Annotated in this window: 22 protein-coding genes; 12 read left to right on the forward strand and 10 right to left on the reverse strand. The window is 68.6% G+C overall.

Features of this window, described 5'->3' with window-relative positions; all coding sequences use genetic code 11:
- The first annotated feature begins 15 nt into the window (after positions 1–15).
- The 3 genes from NL115_RS18110 (at position 16) to NL115_RS18120 (ending at position 3,543) form a co-directional block, all read left to right on the forward strand.
- Positions 16–1,653 (forward strand): potassium channel family protein, encoded by a 1,638-nt coding sequence (locus tag NL115_RS18110; protein ID WP_254830725.1) that lies wholly within the window; start codon positions 16–18, stop codon positions 1,651–1,653.
- A 68-nt stretch (positions 1,654–1,721) separates the two neighbouring features.
- Positions 1,722–2,747 carry a deoxyhypusine synthase gene (locus NL115_RS18115; RefSeq protein WP_254830726.1) on the forward strand — a complete coding sequence of 342 codons (1,026 nt, stop codon included), beginning with the start codon at positions 1,722–1,724 and terminating at the stop codon, positions 2,745–2,747.
- 88 nt (positions 2,748–2,835) lie between these two features.
- Positions 2,836–3,543: a FlaD/FlaE family flagellar protein gene (locus NL115_RS18120; RefSeq protein WP_254830727.1), complete on the forward strand. Its 708-nt coding sequence runs from the start codon at positions 2,836–2,838 to the stop codon at positions 3,541–3,543.
- 42 nt (positions 3,544–3,585) lie between these two features.
- Here the strand turns inward: NL115_RS18120 and NL115_RS18125 are convergent, their stop codons facing one another.
- Positions 3,586–5,238, reverse strand: coding sequence for a vWA domain-containing protein (locus tag NL115_RS18125; RefSeq protein ID WP_254830728.1), 1,653 nt, complete (start codon positions 5,236–5,238; stop codon positions 3,586–3,588).
- 161 nt (positions 5,239–5,399) lie between these two features.
- Here NL115_RS18125 and NL115_RS18130 point away from each other — a divergent pair, with 161 nt between their 5' ends.
- Together NL115_RS18130 and NL115_RS18135 are read left to right on the forward strand one after the other, a co-directional pair.
- Positions 5,400–5,708 (forward strand): hypothetical protein, encoded by a 309-nt coding sequence (locus NL115_RS18130; RefSeq protein ID WP_254830729.1) that lies wholly within the window; start codon positions 5,400–5,402, stop codon positions 5,706–5,708.
- Positions 5,709–5,822: 114 nt separating this feature from the next.
- Positions 5,823–6,113, forward strand: a complete 291-nt coding sequence (locus NL115_RS18135) for a hypothetical protein (protein ID WP_254830730.1) — start codon at positions 5,823–5,825, stop codon at positions 6,111–6,113.
- Positions 6,114–6,146: 33 nt separating this feature from the next.
- Here NL115_RS18135 and NL115_RS18140 read toward each other — a convergent pair whose 3' ends face one another.
- The gene (locus NL115_RS18140; RefSeq protein ID WP_254830731.1) at positions 6,147–7,361 is read right to left on the reverse strand and encodes an MFS transporter; all 1,215 of its coding nucleotides are present in this window, start codon (positions 7,359–7,361) and stop codon (positions 6,147–6,149) included.
- Between the two features lie 143 nt (positions 7,362–7,504).
- Between NL115_RS18140 and NL115_RS18145 the strand changes: the two genes are divergently transcribed.
- Positions 7,505–8,080, forward strand: a complete 576-nt coding sequence (locus NL115_RS18145; RefSeq protein WP_254830732.1) for a hypothetical protein — start codon at positions 7,505–7,507, stop codon at positions 8,078–8,080.
- 37 nt (positions 8,081–8,117) lie between these two features.
- Here NL115_RS18145 and NL115_RS18150 read toward each other — a convergent pair whose 3' ends face one another.
- Together NL115_RS18150 and NL115_RS18155 are read right to left on the reverse strand one after the other, a co-directional pair.
- On the reverse strand, positions 8,118–9,209 hold the full coding sequence (locus NL115_RS18150) for an actin-like salactin (RefSeq protein ID WP_254830734.1): 1,092 nt from the start codon (positions 9,207–9,209) through the stop codon (positions 8,118–8,120).
- A gap of 62 nt (positions 9,210–9,271) precedes the next feature.
- The gene (locus tag NL115_RS18155) at positions 9,272–9,655 is read right to left on the reverse strand and encodes a FlaD/FlaE family flagellar protein (protein ID WP_254830735.1); all 384 of its coding nucleotides are present in this window, start codon (positions 9,653–9,655) and stop codon (positions 9,272–9,274) included.
- Positions 9,656–9,961: 306 nt separating this feature from the next.
- On the opposite strand from NL115_RS18155, the gene NL115_RS18160 reads away from it, so the two are divergent.
- The gene (locus NL115_RS18160; protein WP_254822335.1) at positions 9,962–10,156 is read left to right on the forward strand and encodes a cold-shock protein; all 195 of its coding nucleotides are present in this window, start codon (positions 9,962–9,964) and stop codon (positions 10,154–10,156) included.
- A gap of 287 nt (positions 10,157–10,443) precedes the next feature.
- On the opposite strand, the gene NL115_RS18165 is transcribed toward NL115_RS18160, so the two are convergent.
- Positions 10,444–11,058: a class I SAM-dependent methyltransferase gene (locus tag NL115_RS18165; protein WP_254830736.1), complete on the reverse strand. Its 615-nt coding sequence runs from the start codon at positions 11,056–11,058 to the stop codon at positions 10,444–10,446.
- A 95-nt stretch (positions 11,059–11,153) separates the two neighbouring features.
- A complete protein-coding gene (locus NL115_RS18170) occupies positions 11,154–11,660 on the reverse strand; it encodes a response regulator (protein WP_254830737.1) in 507 nt (168 codons plus the stop codon).
- 304 nt (positions 11,661–11,964) lie between these two features.
- Here NL115_RS18170 and NL115_RS18175 point away from each other — a divergent pair, with 304 nt between their 5' ends.
- The 3 genes from NL115_RS18175 to NL115_RS18185 all read left to right on the forward strand — a co-directional run bounded on the left by NL115_RS18175 (position 11,965) and on the right by NL115_RS18185 (position 15,159).
- The gene (locus NL115_RS18175; protein WP_254830738.1) at positions 11,965–13,059 is read left to right on the forward strand and encodes a CapA family protein; all 1,095 of its coding nucleotides are present in this window, start codon (positions 11,965–11,967) and stop codon (positions 13,057–13,059) included.
- Between the two features lie 83 nt (positions 13,060–13,142).
- Positions 13,143–14,261, forward strand: a complete 1,119-nt coding sequence (locus tag NL115_RS18180) for a sensor histidine kinase (protein WP_254830739.1) — start codon at positions 13,143–13,145, stop codon at positions 14,259–14,261.
- 28 nt (positions 14,262–14,289) lie between these two features.
- The gene (locus NL115_RS18185) at positions 14,290–15,159 is read left to right on the forward strand and encodes an ion transporter (RefSeq protein ID WP_254830740.1); all 870 of its coding nucleotides are present in this window, start codon (positions 14,290–14,292) and stop codon (positions 15,157–15,159) included.
- 144 nt (positions 15,160–15,303) lie between these two features.
- Here NL115_RS18185 and eif1A read toward each other — a convergent pair whose 3' ends face one another.
- Entirely contained in the window at positions 15,304–15,588 is a 285-nt protein-coding gene (gene eif1A / locus NL115_RS18190; protein WP_286667195.1) for a translation initiation factor eIF-1A, read from the reverse strand.
- Positions 15,589–15,790: 202 nt separating this feature from the next.
- Between eif1A and NL115_RS18195 the strand changes: the two genes are divergently transcribed.
- The gene (locus tag NL115_RS18195; protein ID WP_254830741.1) at positions 15,791–15,949 is read left to right on the forward strand and encodes a hypothetical protein; all 159 of its coding nucleotides are present in this window, start codon (positions 15,791–15,793) and stop codon (positions 15,947–15,949) included.
- A 1-nt stretch (position 15,950) separates the two neighbouring features.
- On the opposite strand, the gene NL115_RS18200 is transcribed toward NL115_RS18195, so the two are convergent.
- Positions 15,951–16,388: a universal stress protein gene (locus NL115_RS18200; protein ID WP_254830742.1), complete on the reverse strand. Its 438-nt coding sequence runs from the start codon at positions 16,386–16,388 to the stop codon at positions 15,951–15,953.
- 78 nt (positions 16,389–16,466) lie between these two features.
- Positions 16,467–17,591, reverse strand: coding sequence for a sulfite exporter TauE/SafE family protein (locus tag NL115_RS18205; protein WP_254830743.1), 1,125 nt, complete (start codon positions 17,589–17,591; stop codon positions 16,467–16,469).
- Positions 17,592–17,868: 277 nt separating this feature from the next.
- Between NL115_RS18205 and NL115_RS18210 the strand changes: the two genes are divergently transcribed.
- Entirely contained in the window at positions 17,869–18,300 is a 432-nt protein-coding gene (locus tag NL115_RS18210) for a universal stress protein (protein ID WP_254830744.1), read from the forward strand.
- A 7-nt stretch (positions 18,301–18,307) separates the two neighbouring features.
- Here the strand turns inward: NL115_RS18210 and NL115_RS18215 are convergent, their stop codons facing one another.
- The gene (locus NL115_RS18215; protein ID WP_254830745.1) at positions 18,308–18,586 is read right to left on the reverse strand and encodes an Rpo12/RPC10 RNA polymerase subunit family protein; all 279 of its coding nucleotides are present in this window, start codon (positions 18,584–18,586) and stop codon (positions 18,308–18,310) included.
- Positions 18,587–18,592: the final 6 nt, after the last annotated feature.

Here is an 18,592-nt window from a genome sequence, read left to right on the forward strand (position 1 = left end):
CGAGGTAACGCCGCCATGGTGTGGCGTAACCGTCGTGCAGCCTACTACTTCGCCGCCGTTCTGCTGGTGACGGTCGGGTTCACGCTGACCTACAATGCCGGGATGCGGGTGTGGGAGGGCCGGCCCCAGCCGCTGTACCGGTCGGTCGAGGTCGTCTTCCAGACGTTCACCACGACCGGGTACGGCGAGGACGCGCCGTGGGCGACCCCGCAGATGAACGTGCTCGTGGTCGTGATGCAGCTGACCGGTATCGGGCTCATCCTGACGGCTGTCGACGTGTTCGCCGTGCCGTGGATCCAGGAGGCACTGGCCGTCGAGCCCCCGACGGCGGTGCCGGACCTGGCCGACCACGTCGTGGTCTGTGGTTACACGTCGCTCGGCGAGACGTTCCTGGAGGAACTCCGGAACCGGAATCACGACTACGTCATCGTCGAACCCGACCGCGAGGCCGCGGTCGAGTTGCACCGCGAGGAGGTGCCGGTCGTCCACGGCGACCCGGAGCGACGGGAGACGCTGGAGAACGCAGGGCTCGTCGACGCACGGACCGTCCTCGTCGACGCGCCGGACGACATCAGCGCCAGCGTCGTCCTCACCGCCCAAGACGTCGCGCCCCACGTCGACGTGGTGACGCTCATCGAGGACGCGGACCTCGCACAGTACCACTACATCGCCGGCGCCGACGAGGTCCTCTCGCCCCGGCAGCTGCTGGGCCGGAGTCTCGCTGCGCAGGTCCCCACCGCCGTCTCCACCAACGTCGAGGAGGGCGTCGTCATCGGCGAGAACTTCGAACTCGTGGAGCTGGCCGTCCGCGAGGGGAGCGACCTCGCCGGCCAGTCGTTCCGGGAGGCCCGCATCCGCGACCGCTTCGGCGTGACGGTCATCGGCGCGTGGGTTGACACCGACTTCCGGATGCCCGTCGACCCGGGGACGATCATCCGGGCGGGGACCCGATTGCTGGTCGCGGGCAGCGAGGCCGAACTCGACCGACTGCGCGACGCCACGGCCGCCAGCGTCCGTCCACTCGCCCCCCAGCACGTCGTCATCGCTGGTCTCGGGCAGACCGGGGTGGCCGCCTGCGAGGCACTCTCCGACACCAACACCCGGCTGACGGTGCTGGACCGTGAGTCGGACGAGGGGGTGGACGTGGTCGGCGACGCGAGGGAACCGGAGCGACTCGACGCCGCCGGCATCGGCGAGGCACGGGCGTTCATCCTCGCACTCGGCGACGACACCTCGACCGTGTTCGCGACGCTCGTCGCGCGCGACCGCAACCCGGACCTCGACATCGTGGCCCGGGCCGACGAGGAGGCCGACGAACCCAAGCTCTACCGGGCCGGCGCCGACTACGTCCAGTCGCTGGCCACGGTCAGCGGGCGGATGCTCCTCTCGACCGTCTTCGAGGACGAGGAGGTGCTGGGCTACCACCAGCGGATCGAGGTGGTCCAGGTTCCGGCCGGCGACCTCGCCGGGCAGACGCTGGCGGACGCTGCCGTCCGCGAGACCACCGGCTGCACCGTGCTCGCCGTGGAGCGCGACGACGTCACCGTCACCGACATCGACCCACACGAGTTCGTCTTCGAGGCCACCGACGAGGTGGTCGTCGCCGGCACGGACGCGAGCGTCGAACAGTTCGAGGCCCAGTTCCGCGACTGACCCCGGCAGGCGGCCACCCCCGCCCGGCCAACCACGCCGTTCAAACACCCGCCGCACGCATCGCCGGTATGACCGAGGACGATTCGACGGACGACGCACACGAAGAGCCACCCCGCGAGGAGTTCAGCCACGACCCTGTCGACCACGTCGACGTGCGCGGGGGGATGAGCGTCGCCGACCTCGTCGCGGAGTACGGCGACGCGGGCATCGGCGCCGCGGACCTCCACGAGGCCGTCGACGTGACCGCAGAACTGTTCGACGACGATGTGACCACCCTGATGGGCCTGGCGGGCGCGATGGTGCCGGCGGGGATGCGAGCAATCGTGGCGGACCTGATTCGGGACGGCCACGTCGACGCGCTCGTGACGACGGGTGCGAACCTGACCCACGACGCCATCGAGGCCATCGGCGGGAAGCACCACCACGGCCGGGTCCACGCGCCCGACCGCACGGAGCGCGAGCACGACGAGCAGCTCCGCGACGAGGGGGTCGACCGCATCTACAACGTCTACCTCCCGCAGGAGCATTTCGCGGCGTTCGAGAGTCACCTCCGCGACGAGGTGTTCCCGGAACTGGGCGAGGAGGTCGTCTCCATCGCCGCGTTCACCGACGCACTCGGCGCGGCGAACGCCCGCGTGAACGACGCGGACGACGTGGACGAGGACGCCGGTATCGCCGCGGCCGCCCACGAACACGACGTGCCCATCTACGTCCCGGCGGTGCAGGACTCCGTACTGGGGCTCCAGGCGTGGCTCCACTCGCAGGTGTCGGGCTTCTCGCTCGATGCGCTCTCGGACATGAGCGACCTGAACGACCTCGCGTACGAGGCCGACGAGACGGGCGCGCTCGTCGTCGGCGGCGGCGTCCCGAAGAACTACGTCCTCCAGACGATGCTCGTCACGCCGGGCGCGTACGACTACGCCGTCCAGTTGACGATGGACCCACCACAGACCGGCGGCCTCTCCGGTGCGACGCTGGACGAGGCCCGGTCGTGGGGGAAACTGGAGAAGGAAGCACGGAACGTCTCCGTCTACGCGGACGCGACCATCACGCTCCCGCTGGTGGTCGCGGGCGCACTGGACCGGCTGGAGTGACCGGACAGGCTCCCACCGGCGGCGGGCCGTTTCGAGCGTCGAATCCGACTCCGAATTTATATACTGAGGGAGCCCACCTCACGATAGCATGCAGTTGAGCCCCCAGGAGTACGACCTGATGGAGCTCCGGCAGGTCGCGCGGCCGGCGGAGGACGGGACGGAGCCGCCTCGGGAGGACCGGCCGGGGGGAGACAGGGGAGCGCACCGGGCCGACGGCGGGGCCGCCGTCGCTGGGGGGCCGGACCCGTGGGGGGAGACGGGCCCTCGGCAGCCGGACGCGACGCCACCGGGGGCGTCGAACCAGTCGTCGGAGCGCGGCGACCGGTCGGCGGCAAGCGAAGAGCAGTACACGGGCGGGGTGCCGGACCACCTCAGGGCCTCGGATGGACGGACCCGCGCGACCGCGGCCCGCCGACCCGAAACGGCCGGGCGCGAGCCGCCGGCCCGTGGTCAGGCACCGCGCAACGAGCGGCCGGGACTCGCGTCCCTGGCGCTGGCCGGCACGGGCTCGCAGGAGCGGCCGTACCTGCGCTCGCTTCCGGAGGGGGCGGCGACCGAGTTGCTGATCTTCCGGTGGCTGGAGGGCCTCGTCGAACGGGCCGGGAGTCAGGGAGCCCACGACGCGCTGGAGTACTACCGGGCCATCGACTGGCTGACCGAGGATGCGGCCGCGAACCTGCAGGACTACCTCGGCGGCCTGCCCGACCCGGCCGGCGACCAGCCCGGACTGACGACCGAGGACCACCGAACGAGCCTCGAGTTCGTCATGCACATCGCCGGGCATCACGGAGACTGACTCGGCCCACTGGAGCGGGTGACCGTCCCGCTCCCACCGCCGTCAGGCCACGCCCTCGCCCGGTTCACCGGGAGTGACGGTCGGCGTCCCCGCCCGGGTCCCGTTGGCGAGCGTCCGGACGATATCGAGGTCGCGCTGCATCCGTTCGGCCCTCAGCGCCTGCTTCTCGCGGGCGAAGTAGTCGGCGAACCGGTCGAACCGGGTCCGATACACCGGGGACACCTGCAGGTCGAGCGAGCGCTGTTCCCACTCGCTGCCGCCGGTCGCCGTGAGTGCCGGAATCCCGTCGCCCTCGGCGGGTGTGGTCGGTCCACGGCCGGCCGCCTTCCGCCGTTCGTAGGCCGCCCACGACCGCCCGAGTTCGGCGTAACGCGCCAGCGCGACCGCCTTCCGGACGCCCGTGGTGGCGAAGAACTCCGGCTCACGGTCCCGGAGGTCGACCGTCCGGGTCGTCCGGTGACGCTCCCCGTCACGGGTCCGGTAGGTGGCCACCAGCGTCGCCCGCCTCGGGCCGTCGCCGGTCGGTTCCAGCTCGACGAGGGTCACGCTCCCCTCCGTCCGGTTCCCCTCACGCCGTGAGGGGAACAGCGTGGTCACGTGCATCACCTCGCCGCTCGTCGCGTTCGCGTCGGGGGTCCCGTGGACCCGGGCCACGTCCATCCCGTCGGACTGCACCTGCACCCGGAGGTCGTAGACGAGCGGCGTCACCATGTACTGGAACCCCTCGTCCATGCGCTCCCGGAAGGCCTCGGCCGAGCGGACGGTGTAGTGGTTCGCGCCCTCGACGGCGTTGAGCTGCTCGACCAGCCGCGAGTTGAAGTCGACGCCGACCCCGACGAAGGTGGAGTGTATCCCGTTCGCGGCGTGCCCGCCGAGCCGCTCCTCCAGCGCGCCCTCGTCGGTCTGTCCGGTGTTGGGCATCGCGTCCGTGACGTAGACGATGCGGGTCGCACGGTCGCTCTCGGGGTCGGCCCGCTGCTGTGCCATCTCCACCGCAGTCCGCATCCCGTCGTCGAGGTTGGTTCCGCCGTCGGCACGCAGCGAGTCGATGCGCTCGTCCAGGCGTTCCTCACCGGCCTCGTCGACGCGCTGTAGCTCCTGGACCACTCGCGCGGAGTCGTCGTAGGCGACGATGCCGACCCGGTCGCTCGCGTTCAGCCGGTCGGTCATCGTCTCGACTGCCTGCTTCGCGGCCTGCATCTTGCGCACCGTCTCCGGGCTCTCGCCCGAGGGCGTGCCCCCCTCGCCGTCGTAGTAGTAGCGACGCATCTCGTCGGACATCGACCCGGAGGTGTCCACCACGACGACGAGGTTCAGTTTCGGGCGCTCGAACGCGGCCTGTGAGATGCCGGAGTTCAGCCCGACGGTCGTGAAGTACTCGGTCTCGTTGGAGAGCGGGTCACGGCTCACCGCGGGCGATGCCGAGGGGCAGAACGTCCGGTCGCAGCTCCCGTTCCCGGTATCGAAGTAGTAGTCGTGGTAGAGCCCGGCAGCGGTCATGTCCGTCGGCTGGGGGACGTAGCCCGCGTCGATGTTCTCGCGGAAGGCGTGAGCGTCCTGTGCGCCGCCCGCGGCGAGCCCGACGCTTCCCCCGCCGCTCGCGGCGAACCCGCCCCCATCCGGGCCTCCGACCCCGGAGCAGCCAGCAGTCACCAGCAGTGCAGCCGTCGCCACCGCGAGGACCACCCGACGCATGACATCAGAACGTGTGGGTCGCTATCACATGTAGGCGACGTAGCATCAAAGGCGGATTTGAGCGATTGGACGGGGCCGGTATCGCCCCGGTACGGGACTGCATCGCAGGTTTCGGGCCTGTCGTCACACCTATCACCCGGGTTCCCTTATCCCCGACCGCCATGAGTGCGAACGACGACAACGACCCTGTCGAGGAGCTGACCCAGATGTTCGAGGACGGCCCCTTCTCGGACCTGCTCGAGGGCACCGACATCGACCCGGAGGACTTCGTACAGGACCTCATCGACGCGGCCGACGAGACCAACACCGCGCTCGAGGACCTGTTCATCGAGTTCAACGAGTCCAGCCCCGTCCCCGGGAGCGACCTCCTGGCGGAGCTGGGCGAGGAGACCCAGCAGACCCGCAAGGAGCTGCTGGACATGTTCCGCGATGCGGCCGAGGAGATGGGCGACCGGGGCGGCCGGAACTGACTCGCGACCCACCACGGAAACTGTCTACCGCCGTTTTATTGCCGGTACGGGGGAGAATAGTCCGCCACGACCCCCGTAAAACGTTTTAGTCCGACGGCACTCGACCCGGATGCAATGAGCAGTAGTTCGACACTCATCGACGAGCTACAGCAACGTCTCGACGAGACCGAGGACGGCCTCCAGGACCTGCTCGACGAGGCGCAGTCCGACAGCGACAACCCCGGGTCGGTCGTCAAGACACTCCGTGAGGACGTCCAGAACACCGGTCAGAGCGTCGGCGAGATGATCCAGACCGCCTTCGAGTCCACCGACTCGAACGACGAGGATTTCCTCCAGAACCTCAAACAGGACATCCAGCAGGAGGGCCAGGACCTGAAGCAGTCGCTGCGGGAGCGGACGAACTGAGGTCAGGACACGCCGGCCGTCTCTCCTCTCGATCTATCGCGCGAACAGTGCCCGCCGGTCCACATCCAGCCGCAGGAGGAACGGGAGCGTCGCCAGCGCGAGCAGGAGTTCGAGCCCGCCGGCGAGCAGGAACGCCGTCTCGAACCCGAACGCGTCCGCGGCGGTCCCGCCGCCGACGATGCCCACGAGGAAGCCGATACTGCCGAAGATGTTGAACCCACCCATCGCCGCCCCGCGCTCGCCGCTCCCGGCGAGGTCGGTCACCAGGGCCATCGTCGCGGGCGCCATCAAGGCACCCAGGACGCCGACCGTGACCATCGCCGCCGCGACGAGCGGGACGCTCGGGGCGAGGCCGACAAGCACCACGCCGACCCCGTACAGGGCCGAGCCGGCGACGATGGGTGTGGTGCGGCCGATACGGTCCGAGAGCACACCGAAGGGGTACTGCAGCAGTGCGAACGGGACGAAGAAGGCCCCGAGCAGGAGGCCCGTGGTCGCGGGCGTGGCCTCGAACGCCGACCGGAAGTAGAGCGTCCCGACGAGCGCGAAGAAGCCCGCGGTCAACCGGTCCACGAAGCCGAAGGCGTACGGGACCGCCAGCGCCGGCGTCCGCTGGAGTCCCGCGACGACCTCCCGGAACGAATCGCGGTCCCGGTCGGTGCCGTCTGCCGTCGAAGCACCGGCAGCGGGCTCACCGACGGCCAGGGCCAGTCCCGCGGCGACGAGCAGGACCCCGGCGGCGACCCACAGGGGGAGCAGGGGGGTCACGCCGTAGAGCTGTCCACCCAGCGGTGCGCCCAGCGCCGTTCCGGAGCCGATGGCGATACCAGCGGCTCCCATGTTGCGACCGTGACCGCCGTCGAGTTCCATCAGCGCCGTCATCGCCAGCGAGAAGGGCGCGATGGTCGCGGCACCCTGCAGCGCCCGGACCAGGAGGACCACTTCGAACGAGGGGGCAACCAGCTGCGGGAGGAGCGCGAGTCCGACGTAGCCGAGCGCGCCACCCAGCGCCCCCGCGACGATGAAGGGGACGCGGCGGCCGGCGGCGTCGCTGGCGGCGCCCCAGAGCCCGGCGAACAGGACGAACGCACCGAACTCGGCCGCGAGGAACCACATGCTCGCGTCGAGGTCGGTGGTGGCGCCCAGCGCCCCCACCAGCCGGTCGACGCCGGGGTAGAGGAGGACCTGCGCGAGCAGGACGCTGAAGACCACCAGCGCGAGCACGGTTCGGGCCCGACGGTCCGGCATCGGTTGCTCTAGCTCGGCCCGATACATCCCTCTTTCTTGCGCCTCCGGACGAGGCTTCTTGCGCTCCCGCATGGCTGCAAGGGTGTCCGCCCTCCGTCGGGCCGTGGGCTTCTTTGCGCTCGGCGGGACATCTCCGACGAGGGATGCGATTCGACTTCACGGAGCCCGAGCGGGTGTTCGAGGCGCTCGACCGGGGGCGGGACCAGAGCCGAGACCGGAACCCGGCGTCCACTGGCGACCATCGATACCGGGCGGCCGTCGAGACGGCGCTGCCGTCGTTTCCCGACGGGCTGGACCGTCTCCCCTGTCGTGTCATCGACCGGTCGGACGACGGGGAACCGGTCCACCGGTTCGGCGTGACGCCGGTGATGACCACGCCGCTCGTACACACCTTCGACCTCCCCCTCTCCCGCGTCCGGACGTACGACCACCGGGTGCGGGTCCTCGGTGTCGGACACGGGCGAACGCCGACGGCCGCGCTCCGGTCGCTCCGGCGTCGAGGGCTCGTAGTCCAGCTGGAACTCCGGCGCGGCACCGGCGAGTTCGAGCCGCTCCTGTGGGCGACCGACACCCAGGTCTACATGGAGGGCGTCTCGGGGTACGACATCCACCGGGAACCGGATGTCGTCGACAAGGGTGTGCAGGCGAGGCTGCTGAGTCGGGGGGAGGAGTTCGTCCACGTGGACGAGGCGTCGGACCGGAACGACGCCGAGGGATAGCTGCCCGTCCGCGGGCACGTCGTAGCTGGTGACGGAGTCAGTACGCGCCCCGGTCGACGAGGCGGTCGGAGATACGCTGTGCGCCGCGGGCCGCCGCCGTCACCGGGTCGTCCGGTGCGATGACCTCGACCTCCCGCTGGAGTTCCGCGCGCAGGCGCGCCTCGAACTCGTCGACGAGACCCGGGATGCAGGTCATTCCCCCGGTGAGAACGACGGGGTTGTCGAGCGCGAGGTTGTACGTCTTCATCGAGTCGTTGGCGAACTCCGGGAGGAAGGTGTTCGCGAGTTCGTCGACCGCCGCGTCGACGTACTCGTCCATCGCGTCCATGACACTGCGCTCGATGGTGAACTCGTGACTCCCGCCACCGGGCTGCTGGATGACATCCGTGAACGGCTCGAACGAATCGAAGTCAGCGTGTTGCTCCTTGTACTCCCGGGCGGTGGTGCGGTCGATGTTGACCCGGCCCTGCGTCTCCTCCTCGACGAGGTTGGCGATACGGCGGTCGACCTCGTTGCCGGTGACGGCGCCGGTAGCGAAGTGCGAGAACTGCTCGCCGCGTCGGTACGCCGAGGCCTCCATGTTCGTCGACCCGAGGTTGATACCGACGAATATCTCCTCGACGGCCTCGAGCCCGTCGCCCAGCGCCGGAATCGCCCCGCAGAGCGACTCGGGATACGAACGGATGCCGTGGTCACCGATGCCGCTCTCGTCGATGACGCGCTCCAGGTTCGCCAGTCCCTGCTCGTTGTCGATACTGGGGATGGCGTAGACCACGACGCTGTCCGAATCCACGTCGTTGGCCGAGACGACCTCGCGGAAGAACCGCTCGGCCAGGTCGGCGCGCTCGTCGTCCTCCGGCAGTCCCGACCGGAGCATGAACTCCACCTCGTCGGGGTACTCCAGTGCGGCCTCCTCGCCGTAGAGCAGGCGCTCCTCGCCGGTGATGGCGTCCTCGTAGGTGGCGATACAGGTGAGCGTCGTACTGACAGACAGGTTGCCGTCGGCGTCCGGGTGGACCACGACCGTCCGCGTGCTCCCGAGTTTGACGCCGACGGGCGCCGGGTCGTCGTCCGTGCTCTCGCCCTGCTCGTCCTGCTTCCCCCCGTCGTCTTCGGATTCACTCGCCATACGCGTCGCCTCTCGTGAGGATAGTAAATAGCTCCCGGCTAGCACCGGGTCCGAACGGCCCCTTATCGCTCCCGGACCTCCCACTCAGCCAGCCGCGCGATGCGTGCGAGACTCCGCATGTGGTCGGCGCGGTCGAGGTCGTCGAACCGGCTGGGGCGGTTCCCGACACCGAGCAGGTACGCTTCCAGGTCGTCGCGGACCTCCGGAGTGAGCCAGCCCATGAAGCGGTAGTACTCCAGCGCGGCGACCGCGCCGTCGAATCCACCCGACGCGACGAGGTCCGCTAGCCAGTCGAGGACGAACGACGTCGTCTCCTCGTCGTTCGGAAGGGCGGAGAGATACGGGAGTTGCACCCCGAGATTCCCACCGGTGCCCGGACCGGACGCCGACTGCTCCCGGAGCGCCCGCAGTTCCTCCACGTCGTACTCCAGCGGGTTGACCCCCATCGGGCGTCGATGTGAACCGCAGGTTCATAATGGGCCGGGCCACTCCGGCCCCGTCCGGTCACAGCGCGCCATGCTACGGCGGGGTCGTGGCTCCACCACGAGGAAGAGCCAGGTGCGGCGAGAACTGTGATTACGACCGAAGCCGGCGCCGTCCCCGACCGTTCAGGTGGTACGGGATGGTAGAACCACACGAATAGCAGAACACCTCATCAAAACGAACGTATTCGAAGCGGACTTCCGATATTTTCGAGCTACACTGGGACTTTCGGAACTCTTATCCCCACTCTCCGGTTCCCTTTACTCGCAATGGCAAACGGTAAGGTTGACTTCTTCAACGACACGGGCGGTTACGGTTTCATCACGACTGAGGACTCTGACGAGGACGTTTTCTTCCACATGGACGACGTCGGCGGCGAGGACCTCACCGAAGGTACCGATCTGGAGTTCGACATCGAACAGGCCCCGAAGGGCCCGCGCGCGACGAACGTCGTCCGCGCCTGAACTGACGGCTACGCACGTCGCCTGACGGCGACACAGCGCACCGAACTTTCTCGGACTGCTACACGGTGAGCAACAGTGCCGCCTCCATCCTGCCGTGGACCCGACCCGTTTTGACATCGGGCGGCCTACCGACGACCGGCCGATGACGAGCGCTCGCACCGAGCCGGCGTAGGCACCCGGCGATGACGACCCCTATGAGTGCCGAGGCCGCTATTTCGACAGTAGCACCGCCTCCGGGAGAATCTTGCCATGAAAGTAGCCGTCGGCCCCGTTCTGGGCCGTGCCCGTCAGACGGCCCGGAACGCCCGGAGTGTGTCGCGGTCGCAGTCCTCGACAGCCACCTGCTCGAATCCGCGCTGGGTGAAGACCGCGTTCCAGTCCCGGTAGTAGAGCGGGACCTCGTCCTGGACGTAGTTGACCTCCGTCTCGGCCGGCGGCTCCTCGTCGTGCCCTTCGTTCTCGACGGTGACGATGAGGTCGTCGGTCACGCGGGCGATGTCGTCGAACACCCACTCGGCGTCGGGATGGATGTGCTGGAGGGTCTCGACGGAGTAGGTCACGTCGAACGCGTCGTCGTCGAACGAGGGGACGACGTCCTCGATGGCGTCGAGGTAGAATCGGCCCGTGGCGGCGAGGTCGGGGTAGTTGTCGGTCATCACCGCCAGCGCCTCGTCGTTCAGCTCGATGCCGGCGAGACGCTCGAACCCCTCGTCGTGGAGGTGCGCGAGGTGACGCCCGGAGCTACAGCCCAGCTCGAGCACCCGGGCGTCGCAGTCCACGAACCGCTCGAGCACGCCCAGCACGGCCTCGCTGCGTTCGTCCGGGCCGTAGTAGGCGTAGTACGCCGGCGAGAACTCGCCGGACCGTTCCGCCCACTGACGCCGGACATCGTGAGAATCCACAGTGAGACAACCGGGAGCAGCGTGATAGACCCGTCGGAATCGTCGGCCCAGCTCGTGGGGTGCGGCCGGAGGCGGGCGCAATCGACCGGATGTCGCTATGAGGAGTTCGCGGCTGGTGCCCCGACGGCCTCCCGGATGCGCTCGACGAGCAGGTCGTGGTCCGGGTCGGTGCCCTTCGGGACGTAGTCCGTGACCCCCTGTTCCATGGCCGCGTCCGCCACCGCCTCGGAGCCCTTGTTGGTGAAGAGGATGAACGAGACCTCCTCGTCGCGTTCGCGGACTGCATCGAGGAACTCCAGGCCGTCGACCGCGGGCATCCGGTAGTCGCTGACGATACAGTCCACCGCCGTATTGGTCAGCTCCCTGAACGCGGTGACGGCACCGGTGGCGGTCGTCACCCTGATATCGTCGTGGTCGCGCTCGATGAGCCCCGCGACGGCGTCGACGAGTTCCGGCGAGTCGTCGACGAGCAGCACGTGGATCTGCCGGGCAGCCGCGTCCGCGTCTCCGTCCGGGCGGTCGGTCGGCGCTATCGGCGAGTCCCCTGTCGGTGGGTCCTCTGTCGGTGGGTCCTCTGTCGGTGGGTCCTCGGATGTGGTCATGGTGGGTCACTCACGGCGGCCCCGCGGCAGGCTATCGGGGCGCCACACTCCGGGCCGGGAGGCCCGCGCTCGCGGGTGCGGCGCTCGGCTCACGACCCGTGTCCGCCCGGGGCGTGCCTGATGGTCCCATGCGTGCTCCGGGCTCTTAACCTGGGCATGTGGCTCATCTGATATATCCTGGCGGCGAACGACCGCCGTCCTGACAGCGGACACCCGGGACGACGGTTCCGTGGCGATTCCCCCGCGTCGCGGGACAGTCCGCGCCCGAGGGTTTTCCTCCGTTCGTCACGCTCGTCCGTCACGGATGTCGCCGACACGCCGGGCCGTGCTCGCGGCCACCGCGTCACTCGTCCCGCTGGGAGGCTGTGCCGGGTCGGCCTCGCCTGGGCCGACGAGCGGTGGAAGCGGTGGGGACGCGCGGATCGGGCTGGCTGGTGACGTGATGCTCGGACGAGGGGTCGACGAGCGCCACGCCAATCGACGGCCGGCGTCGGTCTGGGGGACGACACTGCCCGACCTGCGCCGACTCGACGGCACCCTCGCCAATCTCGAGTGCTGCATCTCCGAGCGCGGTACCCGGTGGCCGGGGAAGGGCTACTACTTCCGGGCTGGCGAGTGGGCCCTCCCGGCGCTCGACGTGGCCGGCATCGAGGCGGTCAGCCTCGCCAACAACCACACGCTCGACTTCGGGCCCTCGGCGCTCCGGGACACGCTCGCCGGGCTCGAACGGACCGGAATCGAATCGGCTGGTGCCGGGAGGGACCGCCGGGCGGCGCTGGAACCCGCTATCGTCGACATCGGCGATGTCTCGGTCGCCGTCCTCGCGCTGACCGACCGGATGCCGACCTTCGCCGCCGGCCCCCGACGGCCGGGCACCGCGAGGATGGGGCTCGGCGAGCGGAGCTGGCGTGCGCGCCGGCTCGTCCGGGACGTGCTCCGACGGCCGGCCGTCGCCCGCGCGGACCTCGTCGTCGCCTCGCTCCACTGGGGGCCGAACTGGACAGTGGTCAAACACCCCACACGCCGGGCCTTCGGCCGGTGGCTGGTCGACGCGGGTGTCGATGTCGTCCACGGCCACAGCGCGCACGTCCCGCACGGTATCGAGGTGTACGAGGGCGCCCCCATCCTGTACGACTGTGGTGACCTCGTCGACGACTATCTGGTGAAGGAGTCCCTTCACAACGACCGGAGCTTCCTGTTCGAACTCGTAGTCGAGGGCGGGAGCGTCATCGCGGTCCGCCTCCATCCGGTCGAAATCAGCGGGCGTACGGCCCACCGCGCGACGGGCGAGGTGGCACGCTGGCTGCGCGAGCGGTTCCGGACGCTCTCGACCCGGTTCGACACGCCGGTCCGCGCCGTTGGGACGGGACCGCTCCGGATTCCCGTCGCCGACGAGTGATGGCACCGGTCCATACCGGAGACAGGTAATCACCCGGCGTTATCCGCGTAAAGCTTCTTGCGGGGAGCGGTTCCAGTGGGCCCGTGTCGCGGGAAATCGGCGATAGCGAGATGGGGGTCTGGGCCTGGCTAGTTGTCATCATCGGGGCGCTACTCCTCCTCGGGGGCATCGCGTACGGGATGCTGTTCGAGATCGTCATCGACCGGCCGGCGACGACCCGCGAGTACCTCGTGCTGGTACTGGAGGTCATGACGCTGGTACTGCTGGCCGGATTCGCGCTCGGCGTCGTCGCCGGCGGCGTCTGGCTCGGGCGGTCGTCGTTCGGGCCGGAGTGCCAGCGCCGTGTGGCCATGTGGTGTCTGGTCGGTCTGTTCGGGAGCTGCCTGGTCATCGTCGTGCTGCAGGGGAACGAACTGCTGGTCGGGAGCAGGAGTTCCATCCGGTTCCTCGTCCAGGACGCGGTCGTGGCGGTCTCGGGCGGGACCTTCGCGGGCATGTTGCTCGGGGGCTACGATGCCAACCTCCGTCGACGTGCCGCCGAGGTAGTCGCCCAGCGCAACGCCCTCGCGACGGCGAACGAGCTCCTCCGCCATCACGTCCTCAACGGGATGCAGGTGGTGCTGGGGTACACAGAGATCGTCCGCGAGGAGCCCCAGGAGGCCGACGAGCGACACCTAGACGCCGTGGCAGACCGCGGGCGGGGCGTCGTGGACCTGGTGCAGCGGATGGGGTACCTGATGCGCTCGCTCGCCGAGCGAACCGAACTCTACCCCGTCGCTGTCGCCCCCATCGTCAGGGACCGTGTCGATGACCTGCAGGCCGAACACCCCGAGGTCTCGCCCTCGGTGAGATGCCCGGAGCCAGTACGGGTCCAGGCCGACGACCTGCTCGGCGAGGTGGTCTGGAACCTCCTCGACAACGCGGTCGTCCACAGCGACCGCGAGACACCCACAATCGAGGTCACGGTGACCCGGAACGGCGACCGGGCGATAATCGAGGTGGCCGACGACGGACCCGGAATCCGTGACGAACGGAAGGAGTCGGTCTTCGAGCCGGAGGAGTCCACGGCCGACGTGGGTCGCGGACTCGGGCTCTACCTCGTCGAGACCATCGTCGACCGGTACCACGGAGCCGTTCACGTCGAGGACAACGACCCCCGTGGCGCCGTCTTCGTGGTGGTGCTGCCGGGCGCAGCCGCCTGAATGGCGTTCCCCGGGGCGGAGCATCCCGATGGGACTACGTGGGACGGCCGCGTGGAGGCGTGACGTGACGACGCCTCCTGCCGACCTCCGCAGGACCGTCCGCTTCTACCTGCTGGACCACGAGACGCCGCTCGGCAAGGCCATCGACATCGGGCTGCTGGTCCTGAACCTGCTGTTCGTCGTGGTGCTGGTCGTGGAGACCTATCCGCTCCGGGCGGCGACGGCGGACCTCCTCCGGACGGTCGAGGTGGCGCTCGCGACCATCTTCCTCGTCGAGTACGGTCTCCGACTGTACGGTGCCGAGTCACGGATGGCGGAGGCGACGGACCCGTACACGGTGGCCGACCTCCTCGCGGTCCTCCCCACCGTCCTCGTGTTCGTCGTGCCCGGTGTGGCCCTCGTGTTCGCGGCGGAACTCGGCTTCTTCCGGGCGCTCCGGGTGGTCCGAGTCCTCCGGTTCTACCGATTCACCCGCGACGCCGAGTTCTTCTTCGGCACCGTCTCGGACAACACGTTGCGGGCGCTGAAGCTCCTGTTGACCGTGCTCGTGGTGTTCTTCCTCTCGGCGGGGCTGTTCTACAGCGCAGAGCACGCCGTCAACCCGGACGTGAACACGTTCGGTGACGCGTTCTACTACACCGTGGTCACGCTGTCGACCGTCGGGTTCGGTGACATACTGCCGACCACCCCTGCAGGGCGCTGGGTCACGGTCGCCTCCATCCTCGGTGCCATCATCCTCATCCCGTGGCAGGGGAGCCGCATCGTCCGTGAGTGGGCCCGCCGGGACAAGGTGGACGTGACCTGTCCGAACTGCGGACTGGCGGCCCACGACCGCGACGCCTCACACTGCAAGGCCTGCGGCGAGGTCATCTATCAGGAGTACGACGGCGAGCCCTGACACTCCGTAGCTATCCCGTAACTAGTCCTCTTATGCACCGGGTTATCGAGCCGAATCAACGATAACTCCCGAAGGTCATGAAGTAGCGACTCGAAACGAAGTAGAATGGAGAGATACGCTCCGCGTAGCCGACGGCCGACGGCGTTACTCGATGTGGCCTTCGCGGCGGAGCTGCTCGGCGTCCTGCTCGTCGTAGCGCCACTCCACGTTGGCCTTCTCGTCCTGCCAGTCCCACGGCTCGACGAGGACCACGTCGCCCTCGTTGATCCAGACGCGGTACTTCATGCGACCGGGGATGCGGCCCATCCGGTTCTTGCCGTCCTGGCACTGCACCCGGACGTGATTCCCGCCGTTGTGTTCAGTCACAACGGCGAACAGCTCGTCGTCGTTGGGCATCCGGAGGTTCCGGCGCCCGCTCTCTTCGCTCATACGTACGGTACGTCGTGTGGCCGTATAAGGTTCCTGATAGCCGCGGTACCACGAGACACGGGACCGAGATATCGGTGCCACCGGCTGGCAGTGACTGGAATCAGCGGTCAGCAGGTGGTGGGAACCGTTCCTCACAACCACGAGCTACCGACCGATAGATGACCCACCAACATTTATGACAGTTCGCGTGGTACCGACACACATGAGCTACAAACAGCGACCCACCGGCGGGGAAGATGGGGCCCCGGCGACGGTCGCCAGTGTTCTGCACCGGCTCGCAGAGAAGTTCCGTACGCACGTGGCCGAATGGCCGTCCCGGTTCGTCCGGATGCAGGAAGAGGCCCTCCGCGGCCTCGAGTAGGTCAGTCCGCGGCCAGTTTCACCGTCAGCACCGGCGCCGGTGACTTCCTGACGATCTCCTCCGTGACGCTCCCGATGAGGTAGTGGTCCAGCCCCGTCCGGCCGTGCGTGGCGATGACGACCACGTCGATGCCGGCCTCGTCCACGTAATCGAGGATGCCCTGTTTGGGTGTTCCCTCCTGCACCACGCGCTCGATGGTGAGCCCGTCGTCCAGTTCCGTGACGGACTCGTCGATGGCCTCCTCGGCGCGCTCGCGCTCGCGCTCGGTCCATGCTTCGGGCGCGAGCCCGCTGGAGGGGCTCTCGAACCGGTTGCGCGTGTCGACCACCGAGAGGACGTGCACCGTCGCATCGTAGGTGGTCGCGAGTTCGTTCGCGTGCGTCACGGCGGCCCGGGTTCCTTCGCTCCCATCGGTGGGGAGCAGGATATCGTCGTACATGAGCGTCGGTTCGGCGGCCGGATAGAAAACGCCCGTGGTGGCTGGTTCCACGCCGGCGGCGCGCGCTGAAGCCGCGGTTCAGAGGCCGATGAATCCCACGCCGCCAGCCGCCATCAGGAACAGCGCGACCGAGATGACAGCGAACAGGCCGCCGACACCCTTCTTGATGGTCCCGGTGTCCAGCGCGTTCGAGACGTACGGAGCTATCTGTCCACCCGTCACCGTCGCCGGGACGGTCCAGACGACCATGTTCCACGGCGTGGCGGCGAGGTCCAGCGAGTGGCCGCCGACGAGGCCGCCACCGAAGACGTGGACCAGCGAGGCCAGGATAGCCGTCGTCGCGACGATGATGTGGTTGGTTCCGATGGCGACCCTGACCGGTACCTCGGTGCGGAGCATCGAGATGATGCCCAGTTCGCCCGACCCGAAGCCGGCCAGCCCCTGGAACGTGCCACCGACGGCGTAGTTGGCGAACCGTTCGAGATACCCACTCCGGGTGTAGCTGTAGTCGTCACCCTCGCGGTCGACACGGGTGACGTTGCCCTCGGCGTCCGTCTCGACGCCGGCCGGCCCGAGTTTGTCGTCGTCGTTCGGGAGATCGCGCTGGCCACCGTCGGAGCGAGGCTCGCCCCCGTCGGCCGCAGCGCCGGCCTCGCTCTCACTCTCGCTGTCCGACTCGTGACCGTGCCCGAGGTCGGCCTTGAACAGGAGGTACGACGCGGTCATCAGCGCCAGCCCGAGTGCCAGGTGGAACAGGGGCTCCGGAATGATGAAGGAGAGCAGCGCTCCACCCACCACGAACGGGACCGAGCCGCCGACGATGGTGAGCGCCACCCGCCGGTCGACCAGCCCGTACTGGATGAAGGCGATGGACGAACTGGAGAGGCCGAACGACTCGCTGATGAGCCCCACCTTCACGATGGTCTCGGGGGAGAGCGGCCGCGCCAGCAGTGGGAAGATGAAGATGAGGAACGGCACGAACAGCGCCGAACCGCTGATTCCCACGGTGTTGACGATGGTGGCACCCAGCAGGAAGAAGAAGAACAGCCACCAGTACTCGAACCAGTATCCCGGTTCGACGGTCCCGGTCGGCGCGAACAGGTAGACGCCCGCGACGAACAGGACCGGCGCGAGGAAGACGAACACGTGCTGGTACTTGAGGAAGGACTTCTGTACCCGGCTGGAGGACGGTGTATCAATCATCGTCTGGTGACACCAACTTGGACGTTACGAGGAGAGAGCGGCTGTCGGCCTCGGACGTTGACATCTAGGAGAACTCACCCAGCAGTGAACGACGGAATCGTTCGGCGGCGCGAGCGGTCGACGCAACCGTGGTCATGAGTACCCGGCAGTACGATGTTCCGTATAAAAAAGGCCTTCCGTTGTCTGGCGGCGTGTGGTGCCGGCACACGGGTGTGGCGGCACCTGGGGACGGAACGAAACCGGCCGAGTGATTTACTCGGACATCGAACCGGCACGCGTGTACGACCGCATCCTCGTCCCGACCGACGGTAGCGACGCGATGGAGACGGTGTTCGACCACGCCGCGGACCTCGCTGGCAAGTACGACGCTTCGGTCCACGTCGTCCACGTCCTCGACAAACGGGCTTTCCTCACCCTCGACGAGGGGATGAAGGCCGACGTGGAGGCCGAGCTGGCCGAACAGGGCGAGCGAGCCGTCGCCGCGGCCGCCGACCGGTTCGACACGGCGGGCCTGACGGTGACGACGGCGTGCCGGAGCGGCGACCCGGCCGAGGAGCTGTCGGAGACGGTCGCCGAGGCCGACATCGACCTCGTCGTGATGGGAACCGAGCGCGGTGAGTTCAGCCGCTCGATGATGGGCAGCGTCTCGGGGAAACTGACCGCCAACGTCGACGTGCCGGTGCTGGTCGTGAACCTGCCGGCCGAGTGAAGCGTGTTCAGGGCGACGACGGTCCCGACGGCGCCCCGGAGGCCGTCGACCCGTCGCCGGTCGAGTCGTCCGCGTAGGACTGGCGGAGCTCCTCCTCGAACACCAGCCGGGTCGCGTGCCCGCAGTAGGGACATCGGAGCTCCGTCACCGCCTCGACCGTCCAGCCGTTGAGGACGCCGATCTCGCCGCCGCGGACGCGTTCCTCGAACGGGCGCCCGCACTCGTCACACTCGATGCCCGTCAGCTGGACGTAGGCGATGTTCTCCAGGTCGAGCTGCTGTACCACGGGTGC

This window comes from Haloglomus salinum (assembly GCF_024298825.1).
GTDB classification, from domain to species: domain Archaea; phylum Halobacteriota; class Halobacteria; order Halobacteriales; family Haloarculaceae; genus Haloglomus; species Haloglomus salinum.